Origin of the sequence: Pseudomonas asturiensis (assembly GCF_900143095.1) — a bacterium.
Classification (GTDB): Bacteria; Pseudomonadota; Gammaproteobacteria; order Pseudomonadales; family Pseudomonadaceae; genus Aquipseudomonas; species Aquipseudomonas asturiensis.
This window is the reverse complement of sequence record NZ_FRDA01000017.1, coordinates 14,632-33,657: the sequence shown is the minus strand read 5'-3', so window position 1 is coordinate 33,657 and position 19,026 is coordinate 14,632. Positions and strand designations below refer to the sequence as shown.

18 protein-coding genes, 2 tRNA genes and 1 pseudogene are annotated in these 19,026 nt (G+C 59.5%); 10 read left to right on the top strand and 11 right to left on the bottom strand.

Translation table 11 applies throughout. From position 1 onward, the window contains the following. Nucleotides 1-38 precede the first annotated feature (38 nt). A complete protein-coding gene (locus BUB69_RS23205; protein ID WP_073171118.1) occupies nt 39-1,328 on the top strand; it encodes a M18 family aminopeptidase in 1,290 nt (429 codons plus the stop codon). A 59-nt stretch (nt 1,329-1,387) separates the two neighbouring features. Here the strand turns inward: BUB69_RS23205 and BUB69_RS23200 are convergent, their stop codons facing one another. Beyond that, a complete protein-coding gene (locus BUB69_RS23200) occupies nt 1,388-2,107 on the bottom strand; it encodes a UTRA domain-containing protein (RefSeq protein ID WP_073171114.1) in 720 nt (239 codons plus the stop codon). Between the two features lie 356 nt (nt 2,108-2,463). On the opposite strand from BUB69_RS23200, the gene BUB69_RS23195 reads away from it, so the two are divergent. From BUB69_RS23195 to BUB69_RS23170, 6 genes are all read left to right on the top strand, one after another. Further along, nucleotides 2,464-3,531: an ABC transporter substrate-binding protein gene (locus BUB69_RS23195; RefSeq protein WP_073171111.1), complete on the top strand. Its 1,068-nt coding sequence runs from the start codon at nt 2,464-2,466 to the stop codon at nt 3,529-3,531. A 98-nt stretch (nt 3,532-3,629) separates the two neighbouring features. Beyond that, a complete protein-coding gene (locus BUB69_RS23190) occupies nt 3,630-4,436 on the top strand; it encodes an alkaline phosphatase family protein (protein WP_073171109.1) in 807 nt (268 codons plus the stop codon). Then, nucleotides 4,433-5,275 carry an ABC transporter permease gene (locus tag BUB69_RS23185; protein WP_073171106.1) on the top strand — a complete coding sequence of 281 codons (843 nt, stop codon included), beginning with the start codon at nt 4,433-4,435 and terminating at the stop codon, nt 5,273-5,275. The genes BUB69_RS23190 and BUB69_RS23185 overlap by 4 nt, the downstream gene beginning before the upstream one ends. Next, nucleotides 5,262-6,059: an ABC transporter permease gene (locus BUB69_RS23180; RefSeq protein ID WP_073171103.1), complete on the top strand. Its 798-nt coding sequence runs from the start codon at nt 5,262-5,264 to the stop codon at nt 6,057-6,059. The genes BUB69_RS23185 and BUB69_RS23180 overlap by 14 nt, the downstream gene beginning before the upstream one ends. A gap of 1 nt (nt 6,060) precedes the next feature. Then, nucleotides 6,061-7,050, top strand: coding sequence for an ABC transporter ATP-binding protein (locus tag BUB69_RS23175; RefSeq protein ID WP_073171100.1), 990 nt, complete (start codon nt 6,061-6,063; stop codon nt 7,048-7,050). A 27-nt stretch (nt 7,051-7,077) separates the two neighbouring features. Then, complete coding sequence (locus BUB69_RS23170; protein WP_073171097.1) at nt 7,078-7,731, top strand: HAD family hydrolase; 654 nt, start codon at nt 7,078-7,080, stop codon at nt 7,729-7,731. An 88-nt stretch (nt 7,732-7,819) separates the two neighbouring features. Here BUB69_RS23170 and BUB69_RS23165 read toward each other — a convergent pair whose 3' ends face one another. Beyond that, complete coding sequence (locus BUB69_RS23165; protein ID WP_073171094.1) at nt 7,820-8,782, bottom strand: NAD(P)H-quinone oxidoreductase; 963 nt, start codon at nt 8,780-8,782, stop codon at nt 7,820-7,822. A gap of 137 nt (nt 8,783-8,919) precedes the next feature. Between BUB69_RS23165 and BUB69_RS23160 the strand changes: the two genes are divergently transcribed. Both BUB69_RS23160 and BUB69_RS23155 read left to right on the top strand, forming a co-directional pair. After that, nucleotides 8,920-11,001 carry a carboxy terminal-processing peptidase gene (locus BUB69_RS23160; RefSeq protein ID WP_175561837.1) on the top strand — a complete coding sequence of 694 codons (2,082 nt, stop codon included), beginning with the start codon at nt 8,920-8,922 and terminating at the stop codon, nt 10,999-11,001. 121 nt (nt 11,002-11,122) lie between these two features. Then, on the top strand, nt 11,123-12,895 hold the full coding sequence (locus tag BUB69_RS23155; RefSeq protein WP_073171365.1) for a bifunctional diguanylate cyclase/phosphodiesterase: 1,773 nt from the start codon (nt 11,123-11,125) through the stop codon (nt 12,893-12,895). A gap of 75 nt (nt 12,896-12,970) precedes the next feature. Here BUB69_RS23155 and BUB69_RS23150 read toward each other — a convergent pair whose 3' ends face one another. From BUB69_RS23150 to bamJ, 4 genes are all read right to left on the bottom strand, one after another. Further along, nucleotides 12,971-13,354: a hypothetical protein gene (locus BUB69_RS23150; protein ID WP_163032184.1), complete on the bottom strand. Its 384-nt coding sequence runs from the start codon at nt 13,352-13,354 to the stop codon at nt 12,971-12,973. Beyond that, nucleotides 13,351-13,686, bottom strand: coding sequence for a helix-turn-helix domain-containing protein (locus tag BUB69_RS23145; RefSeq protein WP_073171088.1), 336 nt, complete (start codon nt 13,684-13,686; stop codon nt 13,351-13,353). The genes BUB69_RS23150 and BUB69_RS23145 overlap by 4 nt, the downstream gene beginning before the upstream one ends. A 98-nt stretch (nt 13,687-13,784) precedes the next feature. Then, on the bottom strand, nt 13,785-14,237 hold the full coding sequence (locus tag BUB69_RS23140) for a YkvA family protein (RefSeq protein WP_073171085.1): 453 nt from the start codon (nt 14,235-14,237) through the stop codon (nt 13,785-13,787). Between the two features lie 363 nt (nt 14,238-14,600). Continuing rightward, nucleotides 14,601-15,365, bottom strand: a complete 765-nt coding sequence (gene bamJ, locus BUB69_RS23135) for a BamJ family beta-barrel-assembly machinery protein (protein WP_024686310.1) — start codon at nt 15,363-15,365, stop codon at nt 14,601-14,603. A gap of 440 nt (nt 15,366-15,805) precedes the next feature. On the opposite strand from bamJ, the gene BUB69_RS23130 reads away from it, so the two are divergent. Continuing rightward, on the top strand, nt 15,806-16,345 hold the full coding sequence (locus BUB69_RS23130) for a cupin domain-containing protein (RefSeq protein ID WP_073171082.1): 540 nt from the start codon (nt 15,806-15,808) through the stop codon (nt 16,343-16,345). A 31-nt stretch (nt 16,346-16,376) separates the two neighbouring features. Here the strand turns inward: BUB69_RS23130 and BUB69_RS28655 are convergent. From BUB69_RS28655 to BUB69_RS23110, 5 genes and pseudogenes are all read right to left on the bottom strand, one after another. Then, nucleotides 16,377-16,505, bottom strand: a pseudogene (locus tag BUB69_RS28655) (VOC family protein); the annotation flags it as partial. Between the two features lie 18 nt (nt 16,506-16,523). Further along, nucleotides 16,524-17,714 (bottom strand): CaiB/BaiF CoA transferase family protein, encoded by a 1,191-nt coding sequence (locus tag BUB69_RS23125; RefSeq protein WP_073171079.1) that lies wholly within the window; start codon nt 17,712-17,714, stop codon nt 16,524-16,526. Nucleotides 17,715-17,837: 123 nt separating this feature from the next. Continuing rightward, on the bottom strand, nt 17,838-18,233 hold the full coding sequence (locus BUB69_RS23120; RefSeq protein ID WP_073171076.1) for a hypothetical protein: 396 nt from the start codon (nt 18,231-18,233) through the stop codon (nt 17,838-17,840). A gap of 487 nt (nt 18,234-18,720) precedes the next feature. Then, nucleotides 18,721-18,797, bottom strand: a tRNA-Asp gene (locus BUB69_RS23115). A gap of 21 nt (nt 18,798-18,818) precedes the next feature. After that, a tRNA-Val gene (locus BUB69_RS23110) sits at nt 18,819-18,894 on the bottom strand. Between the last annotated feature and the right edge of the window lie 132 nt (nt 18,895-19,026).

Genomic DNA, 19,026 nt, shown 5'->3' with positions numbered 1-19,026 from the left:
ATGCGGTAAACTCGCGCCATTGCTGTCTGGAGCTAGTTATGCGCGAAGAGTTGAATAAAGGCCTCATCGATTTCCTCAAGGCCTCTCCTACACCGTTCCACGCCACCGCCACCCTCGTTCAACACCTTGAAGCTTCAGGTTTCCAGCGTCTGGACGAGCGCGACACCTGGTCTATCGAAACCGGCGGGCGCTATTACGTCACCCGCAATGACTCCTCCATTGTCGCCTTCCGCATGGGTCGCCAGTCGCCACTGACCGGTGGCATTCGCATGGTCGGCGCACACACCGACAGCCCGTGCCTGCGGGTAAAGCCACAGCCCGAGCTGCAGCGTCAGGGCTTCTGGCAACTGGGCGTCGAAGTGTACGGCGGCGCATTGCTGGCACCCTGGTTCGACCGCGACCTGTCACTGGCGGGCCGCGTCACCTTCCGTCGTGACGGCAAGGTCGAAAGCCAGTTGATCGACTTCAAGCTGCCGATCGCAATCATTCCCAACCTGGCCATCCACCTCAACCGGACCGCCAATGAAGGCTGGGCGATCAATCCACAAAACGAACTGCCGCCGATTCTGGCTCAGGTCGCCGGTGACGAGCGGGCCGACTTCCGCGCCCTGCTGACCGATCAACTGGCGCGCGAACACGGCCTGAACGCCGACGTGGTACTCGATTACGAGCTGAGCTTCTACGATACGCAGAGCGCTGCAGTAGTCGGCCTGAACGGCGACTTCCTCGCCGGTGCACGGCTGGACAATCTGCTGTCCTGCTTCGCCGGGCTGCAAGCATTGCTCAACAGCGATACCGATGAAACCGCCCTGTTGGTGTGCACCGATCACGAAGAAGTCGGTTCGTCCTCGGCCTGTGGTGCAGATGGCGCGATGCTGGAACAGATCGTCCAGCGCCTGCTGCCAAGCAGCGAAGACTACGTTCGCACCATACAGAAATCGCTGCTGATCTCAGCAGACAATGCCCACGGCATTCATCCCAACTACGCCGAAAAGCACGACGCCAACCACGGGCCGAAGCTCAACGCAGGGCCGGTGATCAAGGTCAACAGCAACCAGCGTTACGCCACCAACAGCGAAACCGCCGGTTTCTTCCGTCACCTGTGCATGGCCGAAGAAGTACCTGTACAGAGTTTTGTAGTGCGCAGCGACATGGCCTGCGGTTCGACCATCGGGCCGATCACGGCCAGCCATCTGGGCATCCGCACGGTCGACATCGGTTTGCCCACCTTCGCCATGCACTCGATTCGCGAGCTGGCCGGCAGCCATGACCTTGCGCACCTGGTCAAAGTGCTCACTGCGTTCTACGCCAGCCACGAGCTGCCGTAACGCCGAGCGCTGAAGCATCCCGTTCGCAGGTGCCAGCCTGCGGACGTGGTGCATTGCCTTCAGATATCCCGCACCATTGCGCTCACGTGAATGGCGTCATGACGCCAGTACTCCAGGTCGCAGTCGATCAGGCGACCCTGCTGGTCGTAATTGACCCGCGCGATGCGCAGGCCCGGACTGCCCAGCGAGACTTTCAAGGCAGACGCGGCTTCGGCATGCAACGCAGTGGGCACCATCTCGAAACGCACCTGGCCGTAGCGCAGGTCGTATTGACGGGCATACAGCTCGGTCAGCGACTGCTCCATATCGAAATCCAGAATCCCCGGAAAGAATTCCGGATTGAGGTAGTGCTCGACGTACAGCACCAGACGCTGGTCGATACGTCGCGCCCGGCAGATCTGGATCACGCTGGATAACGCGGGCAGCTCCAGCATGGCGCAGATTGCCGCCGACGCCGGTTGCAGGCGCGCGGATAGAACCTGAGTCTGCGCCAGTCGTCCCTGCGCCGTGACCATGGCATGAAAGTGACTGCGACGAATCAGGTCGTAGGCCAGGCGCGGCGGCGAAATAAACCAGCCACGTCGCTCTTCGCGATACACCAGCCCTTGCGCCTCAAGCTGAACGAGCGCCTCGCGCAACGTGATGCGCGTCGTGTCGAACACTTCGCTCAACTTGCGCTCGGCAGGCAGCTTACTGCCAGGCGGCAAAAGGCCGTGCTCGATCTGCTCCTGTAGGGCACTGCAAATGGTTGTTACCGCTCGTGGCACATCTTCGCGCATTCCGCTACCTGTCTGGACTAGACCAGCCCCGTCATGGAGCACGCTTGTGCCCCTGTCTTCGTCATCAACCCTGCTGCCGCAAGCCTAGGCCGGGTTTATGACCGCCCGGTGACAGCGTGCTTCATGATCCATGCCAAGCGCTGCGTGAACAGCCCTCAAGCCCTTGAAGGGCAAGCACTTCAGCGTGGTCTACGCTTAGCGCCAGGCACTGCCCGAATGCAGGCAATGTGGAATCAGCCACGCTGCCCGACACGAAAATGTCATGCAAAAGGCCTAACTTGGCTCAGGTATTGCTGATCTAGACCAAACCATCCGCAACGAACACTTCCGGTAAAGAAGTGCACTAGGAGCTTCGAATGAAACATCTTTTGTTGGCATCACTCCTCGGTTCAGCCATCGCCCTGAGCACGGCGGCCATGGCTGCGGACACAGACCTCAAGACCCTGGAAGCAGCCGCCAAGACCGAAGGCGCGATCAATAGCGTCGGCATGCCCGATGACTGGGCGAACTGGAAAGGCACCTGGACTGATCTGGAAGCCAAGTACGGTCTCAAGCACATGGACACCGACATGAGTTCGGCGCAGGAAGTGGCCAAGTTCGATGCGGAAAAAGACAACGCCAGCGCTGACATCGGCGACGTGGGTGCCGCCTTCGGACCTATCGCCGTCGCCAAGGGCGTTACCCAGCCTTACAAGCCAAGCACCTGGAGCCAGGTTCCGGACTGGGCCAAAGACAAGGAAGGCCACTGGGCTCTGGCCTACACCGGCACCATCGCGTTTATCGTCAACAAGAACCTGCTGCACGGATCGGAGATCCCGAAAACCTGGGCCGACCTGAAAACCGGCAAGTACAAGGTGTCCATCGGTGACGTGAGCACCGCAGCACAGGCCGCCAACGGCGTTCTGGCCGCGTCCTTCGCCATGAAGGGCGACGAGACCAACATTGAGCCAGGCCTGCAACTGTTCACCGAACTTGCCAAACAGAAACGTCTGTCGCTGGCCAACCCGACCATCCAGACCATCGAAAAAGGTGAAGTCGAAGTGGGCGTGGTCTGGGATTTCAACGGCCTGAGCTACAAGGCCAAGATGGCCAAGCCTGATGATTACGTGGTGCTGATCCCATCCGACGGCTCGGTGATTTCCGGTTACACCACCATCATCAACAAGTACGCCAAACACCCGAACGCCGCCAAGCTGACCCGCGAATACATCTTCAGCGACGCAGGCCAGATCAATCTGGCCAAGGGCAACGCACGTCCGATTCGTGCCGAGCATATCAAGCTGCCTGAAGAGGTACAGGCCAAGCTGCTGCCCAACGAGCAGTACAAAAACGTGACACCGATCAAGAACCCTGAAGCCTGGGAAAAAACCTCCAAATCGCTGCCTCAGAAGTGGAACGAGCAAGTCATCATCGAGATGAACTGATCCGTTGCGCGACTCAACACTGAGGTCGCACCTCACGCACGGGCGAGTCTGCAAGCCCGTGCGTGATCCTGTCTTATCTGCGTGCAAGCGAGTCGCTCATGAAACACAACGTCATTCTCGTCGTGCTCGACGGCCTCAACTACGACGTGGCCCGGCATGCGATGGGCCACCTTCAGGCCTGGCATGCCGCCGGACGCGCAGCGCTGTACAAGCTGGAATGCGAGCTGCCCGCGCTGTCACGCCCGCTGTACGAATGCATCCTGACCGGTGTCGCGCCCATCGAAAGCGGCATCGTTCATAACAACGTTTCGCGCCTGTCCCGTGAGCGCAGCGTGTTCCACTATGCCCGCGATGCCGGACTGAGCACGGCAGCCGCCGCTTACCACTGGGTCAGCGAGTTGTACAACCGCACGCCGTTCAACGCAGCGCGCGACCGTCACACCGATGCACCGCAGTTGCCGATCCAGCATGGGCTGTTCTATTGGGTCGATCACTATCCCGATTCGCACCTGTTCGCCGACGCCGAGAGCCTGCGCCTGAAACATGAACCGGACTTTCTGTTGATCCACCCGATGAACATTGACGACGCCGGGCACAAGCACGGCCTCGATACACCGCAGTACCGCAACAGTGCACGCAGCGCCGACATCATCCTGGCCGATTACCTGCAAGGCTGGCTGGATGGGGGCTATCAGGTGCTGATCACTGCCGATCACGGCATGAACAACGACCGCTCGCACAATGGCCTGCTCCCGGAGGAGCGTGAAGTGCCGCTGTTCGTGCTGGGTGAAGCCTTCAGCCTGGACCCGGACGCCAAGCCGCGCCAGACCGACTTGTGCGGCACGATCTGCGAACTGCTCGGCGTGCCACACGACAAACCCGTCTGCCGGGAGATGCTCAATTGACCACCTTTACCCGAGGCAAGTGGCTGGCGCTGTTGTGCCTGGTGCCGTTTGCGCTGTTTTTCATCGTATTTCAGATCGCCCCGCTGTTCTGGGTGGCGATCCACAGCGTGCAAAGCGACAGTGGCTGGGGCCTGGAAAACTTCAGCAAGGCCTTCAATTCGCGCTTCTATCGGCAGGCTATACAGTTCAGCCTGGAGATCAGTTTCTGGTCGAGCCTGTTCGGCATTCTGATTTCGATCCTGGGCGCCTATTCATTGCGCAAGGTGAATTCGCGACTGCGCGACTTTGTGAATTCGTTCGCCAACATGACCAGCAACTTCGCCGGCGTTCCGCTGGCGTTCGCGTTCATCATCCTGCTGGGTTTCAACGGCGCGCTGACCTTGATCCTGAAAGACGCCGGGATCATCGATGACTTCAACCTCTACTCCAAGACCGGCCTGATCATTCTCTACACCTACTTCCAGATTCCGCTCGGCGTTCTGCTGTTGTACCCGGCGTTCGATGCCGTGCGCGAAGACTGGAACGAATCGGCTGCCCTGTTGGGTGCCAGCAGCTTCCAGTTCTGGCGCTACATCGGTCTGCCCGTACTGACACCTGCGCTGCTCGGCACGTTCGTCATTCTGCTGGCCAATGCCCTGGGGGCGTACGCCACGGTCTATGCGCTGACGACGGGTAACTTCAACGTACTGCCGATTCGCATCGCTGCCATGGTGGCGGGCGACATCACGCTCGATCCGAACATGGCCAGTGCGCTGGCGATGATTCTGGTAGGACTCATGACCCTGGTGACGTTGATCCATCAGTGGCTGTTGAAAAGGAGCTACCATGTCTCGCGTTGAAAAGGGGCCCGCCGGGATCTACCACAAGACCGTGGTTTATCTGCTGTTTCTGATCCTTCTGCTGCCGCTGGCCGGCACGTTCCTGTACTCGATTGCCACCAGCTGGTCGGCGACCATTCTGCCCAGCGGCCTCACCTTCAAATGGTACGTGGCGCTGTGGAGCGACCCGCGCTTTTTGGCGGCCTTCGGGCAATCGCTGCTGGTCTGTGTCGGTGCGCTGGTCCTCTCCGTGGTGCTGATTCTGCCGTTGCTGTTCGTGGTGCATTACCACTTCCCGCGGCTCGACGGCCTGATGAACATCCTGATCCTGCTGCCCTTTGCGGTGCCACCCGTGGTGTCGTCGGTGGGTCTGCTGCAGCTGTATGGCTCAGGCCCGATGGCGATGGTCGGCACGCCGTGGATCCTGATCGGCTGTTACTTCACCGTTGCTCTGCCCTTCATGTACCGCGCCATCACCAACAACCTGCAGGCGATCAACCTGACCGACCTGATGGACAGTGCCCAGCTATTGGGTGCCAGCACCTGGCAGGCGGCGTTTCTGGTGGTGCTGCCGAACCTGCGCAAGGGCCTGATGATTGCCCTGCTGCTGTCGTTCTCTTTTCTGTTCGGCGAATTCGTGTTCGCCAACCTGCTCGTCGGTACACGCTACGAAACCCTGCAGGTCTACCTGAACAACATGCGCAACAGCAGTGGCCACTTCAACAGCGCACTGGTGATTTCCTACTTCCTCTTCGTGCTGGTGCTGACCTGGGCCGCCAATCGACTGAACAAGGACAAAGACTGAAATGAGTTTTGTCAGCATTGAAAACCTGCAGAAAAGCTACGCCAGCACGGCGGTGTTCAGCGACATCAATTGCGGCATCGAGAAAGGCGAATTCGTCACCCTGCTCGGCCCGTCCGGCTGTGGCAAGTCCACGTTGCTTCGCTGCATCGCGGGCCTGACGTCGGTCAACAGCGGCCGCATCCTGCTGGACGGCCAGGACCTTGTTCCGCTGACCCCACAGAAGCGCAACATCGGTATGGTGTTCCAGAGCTACGCGCTGTTTCCCAACATGACGGTGGAGCAAAACGTCGCCTTCGGCCTGCGCATGCAGAAGGTCAGTGCCGACGACAGCCAGAAGCGGGTCGCTGAGATTCTCAAGCTGGTGGAACTGCAGGACTTCGCCAAGCGCTATCCGCATCAGATGTCCGGTGGCCAGTGCCAGCGCGTGGCTCTGGCCCGCTCGCTGGTGACCCGCCCACGCCTGTTGTTGCTGGATGAGCCGCTGTCGGCACTGGATGCGCGGATTCGCAAACACCTGCGTGAACAGATTCGTGCGATCCAGCGCGAGCTGGGCCTGACCACTATTTTCGTGACCCACGATCAGGAAGAGGCGCTGACCATGTCGGATCGCATCTTCCTGATGAATCAGGGCCGTATCGTACAGAGCGGTGATGCCGAAACCTTGTACACCGCGCCAGTGGACGCGTTCGCCGCAGGCTTCATCGGCAACTACAACCTGCTGGAAGCCGACGACGCCAGCCGTCTGATGCAGCGCCCGATCAACAGCCGCATTGCAATTCGCCCGGAATCCATCCAACTGAGCCTGACCGGCGAACTGGAAGGTGAAGTGCGCAGTCACAGCCTGCTGGGCAACGTCATTCGTTACCGCGTGCAGGCGCGCGGTGTGGAATTGGTGGTCGACGTACTCAACCGCAGCGCGGATGATCTGCACCCCGACGGCCGCAGGGTGACGTTGAATATCGAGCCCTCGGCGCTGTGCCCGGTGGCTTGACCGACAACTGATTTAAGGATGTACGCAATGGCTTTAGCAATTTTCGACCTGGATGAAACCCTGATCGGCGGCGACTGCGCCACCCTGTGGAGCGAGCAGATGGGCCGCCTAGGCTGGGTCGATCCGGTGTCGTTCATGCAGCGCAACGACGAGCTGATGGCCGCCTACAGCGCCGGGAAACTGGCAATGGAAGATTACATGGCGTTCAGCCTGGAACCAATGGCCGGCCGCACCCCGGAGGAAATCGATCACCTGGTGGGCCCTTGGGTAGAGGACGTGATCGAGCCGATCATCTACAGCGATGCCTGCAAATGCATCGCCCGGCATCGCGCCAATGGCGACCGGATTCTGGTGATCTCCGCCTCGGGCGTGCACCTGGTCAAACCGATCGCCGAGCGTCTGGGCATCGACGAAGTGCTGGGCATCGAACTGGATGTGCAACACGGCGTTTACAGCGGCGCCACAGTCGGCGTGCTGACGTACCGCGAAGGCAAGATCACCCGACTGATGGACTGGCTGGATGCCGAAGGGGAAAACCTGGAGGGGGCGAGTTTCTATTCAGATTCGCGCAACGACCTGCCGCTGCTGCTCAAGGTCGACCATCCCAATGTGGTCAATCCTGACCCTACGCTGCTCGAACATGCGCAGAAAGCAGGATGGCCGGTGCATAGCTGGACCTGAGGCGGTTCATCCAGGAAACACCGCCTCCCACAGACGAGTGGTTACCAAGACTCTTTCTGAAATGCGCGGCCCATAAGGGCCGCGCTCATCACTTCAGACTTTCGTCGATCACCAGCACGATCTTGCCGGACACCTGATTGGTCGCCAGCTCTTCGAACGCGGCCTCTGCGTCGTTGATCGCAAAGGTTTTGGCCAGTTGCGGCTTCAAGCGGCCTTCGGTGAACAGCGGCCAGACGAATTGCCCCAGATCACGCAGCAGATCGGCCTTGAACGTTTCATCACGACTGCGCAGCGTCGAGCCCATCAGTTGAATCCGTTTGCCCAGCACATGAGCCAGATCCACCTGTGCCTCACGCCCGCCCATCGTGCCGATCAGCACCCAGCGACTGTCCAGGCCGAGCAGCTTGACGTTCAGTTCGGCGTAATTGCCGCCGACCGGATCGAGAATGACGTCGAACGGTGCAAAATCGCTCAAGCCTTCCAGACTCTCGCTGCGCACCACGCCGCCCTGCGCGCCCAATTCGACGCAATAAGCCAGCCGCTCGGTCGAACCGACGCTGACCCAGACCGGGCTGCCGAACGCCTTGCAAAGCTGAATACCGGCTGAACCAACACCACTTGCGCCCGCGTGCAGCAAGACCTTTTCACCGGGCTTCACACCGGCGAGCTGAAACAGGTTCAGCCAGGCAGTGGCGTAAACTTCGGGGATCGCGGCGGCTTCATGCAGCGACAGGCCTTCTGGCACCGGCAGCACATGACGTGCATCGACCACCACTTCTTCGGCCATCGCCCCGCCCGCCAACAGCGCGCAGACGCGGTCTCCGACCAGCCAGGACGTGCCCGGACCGACTTCAGCAATGACTCCTGAGCACTCCAGCCCCAGAACCGAGGTGACACCCGGCGGCGGCGGATATTTCCCGGCACGTTGCAACAGATCGGCCCGATTCAAACCCGCCGCAGCGACTTTGATACGAACCTGCCCCACATCGAGAGCCGGACTTGGCTCTTCCACCCATTCCACATGTCCTTCCACGCCTTGCAATGCCTTCACAGTGCCTCCATAGTGAGTCCAGACTGAGCCCGTGGCTGTTTGCCCGGGCTTTTGCATTATGCGGCCGGGTCCAAAGGAACCGGCGACCTCAAAGACGGCCTAATATGCGTTATCAATTGTCCTCGCGTCGAATCAGCATGAAGCAACTATTCCCAAGCTCCGCCCTCGCCCTGTTTGTCGGCCTCAGCGTCTTGCCGATGTCAGCCAGCACTTTTGCCGCCAACAGCTGGGATAATCTTCAGCCGGACCGCGACGAAGTGGTTGCCAGCCTCAATGTAGTCGAGTTGCTCAAGCGCCATCACTACAGCAAGCCGCCTTTAGACGACAAGCGTTCGGCAATCATCTATCAGAGCTACATCAAGCAACTGGACCCGTCGCGCAGCTACTTCATGGCCAGCGACATTGCCGAGTTCGACAAGTGGCAGTTCCAGTTCGACGACTTCCTTAAGAGTGGCGACCTGAACCCAGGGTTCACTATTTACAAGCGCTACCTGGACCGCATCAAGGCGCGTCTGGACTTTGCGCTTGCAGAACTGGCCAAGGGCGTCGACAAGATCGACCTCAACACCAAGGAAACCCTGCTGGTGGACCGCAAGGACGCCGCATGGCCCAAGGACACCGCCGAGCTCGACGAACTGTGGCGCAAACGCGTCAAGGACGAAGTCCTGCGTCTGAAAATTGCAGGCAAGGACCCGGCGAAGATCCAGGAAACCCTTACCAAGCGCTACAAGAATCAACTGGCTCGTCTGGGCCAGACCCGCGCTGAAGATATCTTCCAGGCGTACATCAACACGTTCGCCATGTCCTACGATCCGCACACCAACTACCTGTCGCCCGACAGCGCGGAAAACTTCGACATCAACATGAGCCTCTCGCTGGAAGGCATCGGCGCCGTGTTGCAAAGCGACAACGACAACGTGAAGATCGTGCGCCTGGTGCCGGCAGGTCCTGCGGCCAAGACCAAGCAGGTCGCTCCAGCCGACAAGATCGTTGCGGTTGCCCAGGGCGACAAGGAAATGGTCGATGTCATCGGCTGGCGTCTGGATGAAGTGGTCAAGCTGATCCGCGGCCCGAAAGGCTCGGTGGTGCGTCTGGAAATCATCCCGGCCAGCAATGCGCCGAATGATCAGACCACCAAGATCGTGGCCATCACCCGTGAAGCGGTGAAGCTGGAAGAACAGGCTGCGAAGAAGTCGATCCTGCACTTGAATCAGGATGGCAAGGATTACAAGCTGGGCGTCATCGATATCCCCGCCTTCTACCTGGACTTCAAGGCCTATCGTGCCGGCGATCCCGAGTACAAGAGCACTACCCGTGACGTGAAGAAACTGCTGACCGAGCTGCAGGCCGAGAAGGTCGACGGCGTGGTGCTGGATCTGCGCAACAACGGCGGTGGTTCGCTGCAGGAAGCCACCGAGCTGACCAGTCTGTTCATTGACCGCGGCCCTACCGTGCTGGTGCGTAACGCGGACGGCAAGGTCGATGTTCTGGAAGACGAGGCCAAAGGCGCGTTCTACAAAGGCCCGATGGCGCTGCTGGTGAACCGCCTGTCTGCGTCGGCCTCCGAGATTTTCGCGGGCGCCATGCAGGATTACCACCGTGCACTGGTCATCGGCGGACAGACGTTCGGCAAGGGCACCGTACAGACCATTCAGCCGCTGAACCATGGCGAGCTGAAGCTGACCCTGGCCAAGTTCTACCGGGTTTCCGGACAGAGCACCCAGCATCAGGGCGTGGTGCCGGACATCACCTACCCGTCGCTGATCGACACCAAGGAAATCGGCGAGAGCGCCCTGCCCGAGGCCATGCCGTGGGACAGCATCAAACCGGCGATCAAGCCAGCCATCGACCCGTTCAAGCCATTCCTGGCCCAACTCCAGGCCCGTCATGAGGCGCGCTCCGCCAAGGATGCCGAGTTCGTGTTCATCGAGGATCGCCTGGCGCTGGCCAAGAAACTCATGAACGAGAAGACCGTCAGCCTCAATGAAGCTGATCGCCGCGCTGAACATGCGTCCATCGAAAGCAAGCAGCTGGCACTGGAAAACACCCGCCGCAAGGCCAAGGGTGAAGAACCGCTCAAGGAACTGAAGAAAGAGGACGAAGACGCTCTGCCGGTCGAAGACGAAAAGACCAAGCCGGAAGACGATGCGTACCTGTCCGAAACCGGTCGCATTCTGATCGACTATCTGGGCCTCAGTGCTTCCGTTGCAAAGAAATAGGCGGCGTATGGCGTTTGATGGCCAATTAGCAGCAACGGTCATCAAACAGTCATGAAGCTGTCGTGAAATAACGGGCTGAACGTGAAGGCGTTCAGCCCTTTTTATTGCCATCGAGATGATCATGACCGTGACCGAACAGCTGGGCGCATTGAGTTCCATTCTGGCTCGTAGCGAATTGCACAGCCTGTTTCAGCCCATCATCTCGCTGTCGCAACGCAGCATTCTGGGCTATGAGGCCTTGACCCGCGGCCCGTCCAACAGTCCGTTGCACTCCCCGCTGAATCTGTTCGCCATCGCGCGCCAGGCAGGTCGCCTGAGCGAGCTGGAACTGAGTTGCCGCGAAAGTGCGTGTCGTCGTTTCAGCCAGCAAAAGCTGCCCGGCAAGCTGTTCCTCAACGTGTCCCCGGAATCATTGCTCGAAACCTCTCACCCGCCCGGGCGTACCCTTGAGATGCTGCGTCGCTACGGCATTGCGCCCAAGGACGTGGTGATCGAGCTGACCGAGCAAATGCCGACCGACGACTTTGATCTGTTGTACAACGCGCTCCATCACTACCGGGACATGGGATTTTCCATTGCGCTGGACGATCTGGGCGCGGGTTATTCCAGCCTGCGCCTGTGGTCGGAGCTGCGGCCGGATTACGTGAAGATCGATCGACACTTCATCGACGGCATTCATCAGGATGCGGTGAAGCGTGAGTTCGTCGGCTCCATGCTGCAAATGGCCAAGGCCTCAAGAGCCATCGTGATTGCCGAGGGCATCGAGCTGCCCGAGGAGCTGTCGGCGCTGACTGACATGGGCGTGGACCTGGTACAGGGCTATCTGCTGGCTCGTCCGCAAGAGCGCCCGCCGCGCGATACCCGCGCCATGCTGCCCAAGGCCGACGCACCTGCGCAGACGTTGAACGAGGAAGCGTCCGACCTTTCCGCGCTGCTGAGCCCGCAGCCATCCGTCAGCCAGTCCACACCGACCGCCGACGTGCTGGAAGCGTTTCGCAAGCAAGCCAACCTCAACTCGCTGGCCGTGCTGGATGACGAAGGCCGGCCTTGCGGCATCGTCCATCGCCATTCGCTCTCGGAGGCGCTGCTCAAGCCGTTTGGCACCGAGCTGTTCGCCCGCAAGCCGATCAGCCGCCTGATGAGCGATGACTTTCTGGCCGTGGAGGTCAGCCAGTCGCTGCAACAGGTCAGCCGCCTGCTCACCAGCCGCGCCCGTCAACGGATCGAAGAAGACTTCATCATCACCTCCAATGGTGCCTATATCGGGCTGGGCCGGGTGATCGACGTGCTCAAGCTGATCACCGAAATGAAGATCCAGCAGGCGCGCTATGCCAATCCGCTGACCCTGCTGCCCGGCAATGTGCCGATTCAGCAATGCCTGACGCGCCTGATCCAGCAATCCCGCGAATCGATCATCTGTTACGTGGACATCGACAGCTTCAAGCCTTTCAACGACATCTACGGATACGCGCGCGGCGATGAAGTGCTGCTGTGCCTGGCGCAGTGCCTGAATGATCGCGTCGACCCGAGCCGGGACTTCGTCGGGCACATCGGCGGGGATGATTTTCTGATGGTGCTGGGCTTCGAAGACTGGGAGAAACGCCTGCACCACCTGCTGGAGGACTTCCAGAACCAGTGCCGTCGCTTCTACCGGGCCGAGCATCTGGAGTCCGGTTGCTTTGTAGCGCTTAATCGCCAAGGGCAGCGTCAGGAGTTTCCTTTGCTGTCACTGTCGATCGGCGTGGTGCATTTGCGCGAAGAGAACTGCGTACACGTCAACGCCAGCCAGTTGGCCGACCTTGCCTCACAAGCCAAACATTTCGCCAAGGATGTGGCGGGCGCCAGCATTCATGTCATCGACTCGTCGCGACTGGACTTGCTGGTGGAAGCGTAAGGGAGACAGCGCGAATCGTTGATGACGCGGGTGCGGGGCCTGGTCCCCGGGACGCAAAGCGTCCCGTTTGGCACATCACGCGCTGCCCGTCTGGGCTTCGACGTCTGGGTAGCTGTACTCGAACACGCGCACCACCTCGGCTGCGTGCCAGGACGCGGCCGCTACACCATCTGAAGGTCCGGAAAAGCGCCCAAGGCGTTCGACACATTCAAAGAAGCCGGGGCGTGGCAGACGACTTGCACCCTGGCTGATCACCAGCGAACTGCGCAGTGGCCGTTCGGCACGGGCATCCATTGCCGCCAGATGCTCAAGCGCTGCGGTCAGCGTCTGCATCGCCGGACTGGGGAGTTGCAGGCGCTCCAGCAAGGCGCGGTAGGTCACCAAATGACGCTGGCGACACGCATGATCGAGCTCGTTCAACAACCCGTCCCAATGCTGACGGCTGATGCGCACGCTCATGACTCACCCCGCCAGCCTGGAACACCCAGCTCCCATGCCAGGCTACGCTTGATGGCAGCATCGGGCTCACGGGTGCCGCTTTCGATCAATTCAAGGTAGGACGGACTGATCCCCACGGCGCGCGCCAGTGTCGAGACGTCCAGGCCCTTGGCATCGCGTAGAGCACCCAACTGGTCGAAAGCTGGATGGTCGGCAACTTCAAGTCTCGGCTGATCCACTGGCGAGCGAGGCTTTTCAGCCAGGCCGGCGGCTTTTAGCAGCGCTTGATACTGAGCCCAGGGAAGCACCGCATATTCCGGCTCGCCATCACGAGATATCACTTGAAGATCCATAGACTCCCCTTGCAGGAAAACGCCACATTTCGGACAGGTTTGCTCCTTAGGTGGCATCTTAACAGCGCAAGACCATCACTTGTGCTCAAACGCTTCACTCAATCAATGCGTTTCTCTTTCTCCAGTAATGCCTGGGTTTCAGGCAATCGCTCGACCACGATCAGTTTTTCGGGCGGCTGCTGATCACGCCAGGCGCGGAAAGCGTCGAGTTCGTCGGTCAGGTGTTTCATCACCCAGGCCAGCACCGCGATGTCATCGAACATGCCCAGGCCGGGAATCCAGTCCGGAATCGCGTCCAGCGGGCTCAGGAAGTACATCAGGCCTGCAACGATGGACAAGATGGCCTTGGGGCTGATGTCACGGTATTCGCCACGCCAGTACGCCAGGCATAACCCCTGGAGAAGACGCAGGTCGTCTTTGAGCTTGCCCAGACGACTGCCTTCGCTGTTGCCCTTGCGCGCCACAGCGAACAGAAGTCCCGGGAGGCGTCCCGCAGCAATGAGACGACGCGCTCCAGGCAAGTAACGAATCAGGTTCCACGGTGCTTTCATGTTCACTCCCGCTCAGAAAAGGTGGCGATACACATCAGTTTCAAGAACCCGTCGGGCCGTGCGCCAAGGTTATCCACATTTGTTGTGGATAACCTTGTGAACAGCCGTCCGTTTTTACCCTGAAGCCCCCGCTATCAGGGGCCCGGGGTTAAATCGGGCGTTTTTTACTCACATAAAAAAACCCATGAATTCGTTGACTTGGAAGCCTTGTTGAGGCTATCCGCCATCAATAAAGGACTGTCGGACAATACGACCGCCCTCCCCATGATAGTGGGACTGTGCACACCGCCAAGCGTTCGGGAAATACGCCGCATACAAAAACGCCCTGTCGAGACAGGGCGTTTTCAGTAGCCAGGTGTTGCGTTACTTCTTGGCCGGAGCCGATGCCGCTGGAGCCGCGTCATCTTCGTCAGCACCTGGTGCTGGCGCCGCTGCCGGATCCTTGATGCCGAGCAGTTCCAGATCGAAGACCAGAACCGAGTTGGCCGGGATCATCGGGCTCGGGCTCTGCGCGCCGTAAGCCAGGTCGCTCGGGATGAAGAGTTTGATCTTCTCACCCACGTGCATCAGTTGCAGACCTTCGACCCAACCTGGGATCACACCGCCAACCGGCAGGTCGATCGGGCTGCCGCGCTCGACGGAGCTGTCGAACACCTTGCCGTCAGTCAGTTTGCCTTCGTAGTGGACAGTGACCACATCCGTCGGCTTTGGCTGCGGACCATCGGCTTTCTTGATGATCTGGTACTGCAGGCCCGACGCGGTGGTTACAACGCCGTCCTTCTTGCCATTTTCTTCCAGGAACTTCTTGCCGGCCGCTGCCGACTCTTCGCTCATCTTGGCCATACGCTCTTCGGCACGCTTCTGCAGCGCGGCGAAAGCTTCAACCAGCTCTTCATCTTTGAGTTTCTGGTCTTTCTTGCCTACAGCGTCTTCAATACCCAGGGCCACAGCCTTGGAATCCAGATCGTCCATGCCTTCTTGAGCCAGGCTTTTGCCCATGTTCAGACCGATGCCGTAAGACGCTTTTTGTGCTGGAGTTTTCAGCTCGACAGTGCTGGCTTGTTTGTCACAACCTGCGAGTACCAGACCGACCAGGGCAATCGCCGCTGCCAACCGATGCTGTTTCATGCTAATTCCTTGTTCATGCGCCAAAAGGGCAAACGAGTAAAGCCGCGAGCTTATCAGGCCGCCGCGATCAATGGCTACCGGCATCAGAGAGTCAAAACAGCGATAAGTTCAGGTATCCAAAGGTTTTACCGCTTTGACACAGTGCTGTTCAGTTGCAGTTCAGTTGACGATTCTCTTGCATATCCGAGCGTGTCGATGCAGATGGCAACAGGCTCGACACGTGACGCGCACCTGCCCAATGCCCCATCGTGCCGCTGGACGTTGACCATCAGCCCGTCTGAAACAGGGTTTGTACGAGTATCGACATGAAATTAAAGATAATTTTTAACCGCCCTGCGATGTGGTTCTATTCTCGGCGCGGGCATTGCGGCCCGAAACCTGCCACGGCCATCGACTGAAGCCCGAGGCTGCACGCCGTTTCTCGATATCAGGTAAGCCTTATGCAACTGACCCCCTCTCACACGACCAAGGTCTCGCCTCGCTCAACGCGCAGACGCTCAGCTCCGTGGGCGCTGCTTGTTGCCACGGTCATGCTGCCTCTCGGCGGCGGAGCCTTCGCGGCAGCAGCTCCTGCGGCGGTATCGACCCAGGGCATCAAAGCCTTTCGCTTGTGCACCGGCGCGGACAACCTCACCCACGTAGTGCGGGGCACCCTCGATCAAACGGCAATGGTCGACACCCACGCCCTGCACTTCTCCGAAACCCCCGCTCACTCCACTTACAACTGGCACCCGGCACCTGAGGAGCAGTACGTGATCACCCTGTCGGGCACGCTGGAGTTCTCTACCACCGGCGGGGAAAATTTCGTGCTGCATCCAGGCGAAGTCTTGCTCGCCCAGGACACCACAGGACCTGGCCATCGCTGGAAGCTGATCGACGATCAGCCGTGGCGGCGCGCCTACATCCTCACCCCGCCGGGTGCCGCCAAGGCCTTCGTTCCCGAGCAAGGGAGTTATGACAAGGGTGGATGTCAGGCCTGAGCTGATCATTGCGAACCGGGGTGCGCACAGATCAGCGGCTGTTCGCACTCGACACGGGTTCGCTGATCTCGATCAGGTTCAGGTCGGGATCGCGCACGTAAACCGAGCGAATCGGCCCGGCCGCGCCAGTACGGCTGACCGGGCTTCCGCCATCGACTATCTGTACGTGAATGGCTGATTAGATGATCCCGAGTGTGCGCCACTGCGCCCGGGTGTCGGCATCAATGCCATGGGCTTGCAGCACCGCGTCTGTGTGCTCACCGAGTGTTGGCGCGGCCGAGCGCACTTGACCCGGCGTATCCTGCAATTTGGGCAGGATCCCCGGAAGCGTCACAGGCGTACCGTCGTCCAGTGTACTTTGCAGCAGCATGTCTCGCGCCAGATAGTGCGGATCGCTGGCGATATCGGCGGCATCGTAGATCTTGCCCGCCGGGATGCGCGCCTCGTTCAACGCATCGAGCACCTCATCCAGCGAGCGCTCGGCAGTCCAGGTCGAGATCGCTGCGTCGATGCGGGCCACGTGCCGGACCCGTCCGTCGTTGTGCGCAAGGTCGGGATCGTTGGCGAGGTCCATCCGGCCGATCTTTTCCATCAACCTTCTATAGATGCTGTCACCATTGCCTGCCACGAGCGCATATTTGCCGTCGTTGCACCGATAGGCATTCGTGGGTGCGATACCCGGCATGCTGCTGCCTGCGGGTTCGCGGACGACGTTGAAGACCGAATACTCGGGGATCAGGCTTTCCATTACGTTGAACACGGCTTCGTACAACGCGACGTCTACCTGCTGACCTGCCCCGCCATTCTGATCCCGATGACGCAAGGCGAGCAGAATGCCGACCACTCCTTGCATCGCCGCCAGCGAATCACCAATCGACACGCCGACCCGGACCGGCGTGCGCCCCGCCTCACCCGACAGGTGCCGCAAACCGCCCATGGCTTCGCCGATCACCCCGAAGCCAGGTCGATCGCGATAAGGGCCCGTCTGTCCGTAGCCAGAGATGCGCAGCATGATCAGACGCGGGTTGATTGCGTGCAACGCTTCCCATCCCAGCCCCCAACCTTCGAGGGTACCGGGGCGGAAGTTCTCGATCAGCACATCCGCATCGCGGATCAGGCGCCGAACCGCTTCCTGGGCTTGCGGCTGACGCAAATCGAGGGTGACCGACTTTTTGTTGCGCGACTGTACGGCCCACCACACCGATGTACCGTTATGCAGCAGACGCCATTTACGCAGCGGATCACCCGTCAGCGGCGGCTCGACCTTGATGACCTCGGCACCGAATTCGCCGAGGACTTTGGCTGCGAAGGGTCCGGCGATGAGTTGTCCGAGTTCTACGACCTTGATGCCTTGAAGAGGTAGGTTCATGACGCGCCCGCGTATGGTTCGAGATCACAGGATGATCCGCGCAAAAGCACAGGTTGAAAAGACGCCAGTGAAAGGCTGACAAAAAAGCCCCGCACTGGGCGGGGCTCGTTTCGCAGGTGACCGTCAGTGAATGCAGGCCAGTTGAAAGCTCATTGCCGAATCACCGGCAGGTTCGTTCTTGCCGACCATCAGGCCCAGCACATTGACTTTCTCGGTTGTCGCCGCGCCGCCCAGCTTGGCATGGCCATGAAGCAGGCGGTCATAGTCGGAAGTATCGATCGAGGAGACCGAGCAGAAACCCGGTGCCTGTTTGAACAGCCCTTCCACGAACCTTACTTCATAGTTTGCAAAGTAATCCTTCTGACGAGTCAGGTTGATTGCCTTGATCCATGGAGAAGACTGGGCGACGACAGCGCCATTCTGATCGACCGTTGCCGTGTGCAGCACAGGCGTGGCCAAGGTGCCAACAGAGACCGCCATGGCACACGAGGCCAGCAATCCTTTAATAACTTTTTTCATAAAAATCCCTTTAAATTCTAGAACGCATCAAGTCCTTTTGATGGAACGGGTACGCCAGATTAGACAGTTGATTCACGCTTGATGTCAGCCTGGGTAGTTCCAGCCAACGTCATGCAGCTAATACCACGCAACCGTCTTAATCAAGCCCGGAAAGACAGCTTCCAACCTGAAACTGGAGAATTACAAAACGCCAAGTCAATTCTTACAGCACGCAGAAATAACACTGACAAGGCGTCTGGATGTTTTCCGCGAGGGAGCACAACACAGCGATGACGTCGATCAGCACCGCCCCGGTGATCTGGCAGAAAGCGTCTGAGACTGACACGGCTTGTCTTTAGGCGGATGTGCATGCTGGAAACAGCATGCGTCGCGGACTCAACGCAGTGCTGACAAAGCGGAGAAATAGAGGAAAGACACAAAGCAGAAAGCCCGCACAAGGCGGGCTTTCTGTTTGCTTCAAGGAGTTCAAGGGCCTTGAAGCTGAATATGGCGCAGCGGACGGGACTCGAACCCGCGACCCCCGGCGTGACAGGCCGGTATTCTAACCGACTGAACTACCGCTGCGCGTAACACTAAGAGAGAGTTTGGTGGGTGATGACGGGATCGAACCGCCGACCCGCTGCTTGTAAGGCAGCTGCTCTCCCAGCTGAGCTAATCACCCTTCACTCTCGGTGTGGCGCGCATTCTACGGAGCGACCTGTACTCTGGCAAGCACTTTTTTAAATAATTTTTATAATCCTTCCAAAGGCTTACAAAGGCTCTGTGCAGGCTTGGCCCGGGAGGCTGAGCAGCG

Bases quoted from the DNA above. Each gene is read 5' to 3' on its own strand.
- BUB69_RS23205 (WP_073171118.1), top strand. From the start codon at position 39: ATGCGCGAAGAGTTGAATAAAGGCCTCATCGATTTCCTCAAGGCCTCT.
- BUB69_RS23190 (WP_073171109.1), top strand. From the start codon at position 3,630: ATGAAACACAACGTCATTCTCGTCGTGCTCGACGGCCTCAACTACGAC.
- BUB69_RS23125 (WP_073171079.1), bottom strand. From the start codon at position 17,714: ATGAACCTACCTCTTCAAGGCATCAAGGTCGTAGAACTCGGACAACTC.
- BUB69_RS23180 (WP_073171103.1), top strand. From the start codon at position 5,262: ATGTCTCGCGTTGAAAAGGGGCCCGCCGGGATCTACCACAAGACCGTG.
- BUB69_RS23200 (WP_073171114.1), bottom strand. From the start codon at position 2,107: ATGCGCGAAGATGTGCCACGAGCGGTAACAACCATTTGCAGTGCCCTA.
- BUB69_RS23175 (WP_073171100.1), top strand. From the start codon at position 6,061: ATGAGTTTTGTCAGCATTGAAAACCTGCAGAAAAGCTACGCCAGCACG.
- BUB69_RS23150 (WP_163032184.1), bottom strand. From the start codon at position 13,354: ATGAGCGTGCGCATCAGCCGTCAGCATTGGGACGGGTTGTTGAACGAG.
- BUB69_RS23160 (WP_175561837.1), top strand. From the start codon at position 8,920: ATGAAGCAACTATTCCCAAGCTCCGCCCTCGCCCTGTTTGTCGGCCTC.
- BUB69_RS23195 (WP_073171111.1), top strand. From the start codon at position 2,464: ATGAAACATCTTTTGTTGGCATCACTCCTCGGTTCAGCCATCGCCCTG.
- BUB69_RS23145 (WP_073171088.1), bottom strand. From the start codon at position 13,686: ATGGATCTTCAAGTGATATCTCGTGATGGCGAGCCGGAATATGCGGTG.
- BUB69_RS23120 (WP_073171076.1), bottom strand. From the start codon at position 18,233: ATGAAAAAAGTTATTAAAGGATTGCTGGCCTCGTGTGCCATGGCGGTC.
- BUB69_RS23130 (WP_073171082.1), top strand. From the start codon at position 15,806: ATGCAACTGACCCCCTCTCACACGACCAAGGTCTCGCCTCGCTCAACG.
- BUB69_RS23140 (WP_073171085.1), bottom strand. From the start codon at position 14,237: ATGAAAGCACCGTGGAACCTGATTCGTTACTTGCCTGGAGCGCGTCGT.
- BUB69_RS23170 (WP_073171097.1), top strand. From the start codon at position 7,078: ATGGCTTTAGCAATTTTCGACCTGGATGAAACCCTGATCGGCGGCGAC.
- bamJ (WP_024686310.1), bottom strand. From the start codon at position 15,365: ATGAAACAGCATCGGTTGGCAGCGGCGATTGCCCTGGTCGGTCTGGTA.
- BUB69_RS23155 (WP_073171365.1), top strand. From the start codon at position 11,123: ATGACCGTGACCGAACAGCTGGGCGCATTGAGTTCCATTCTGGCTCGT.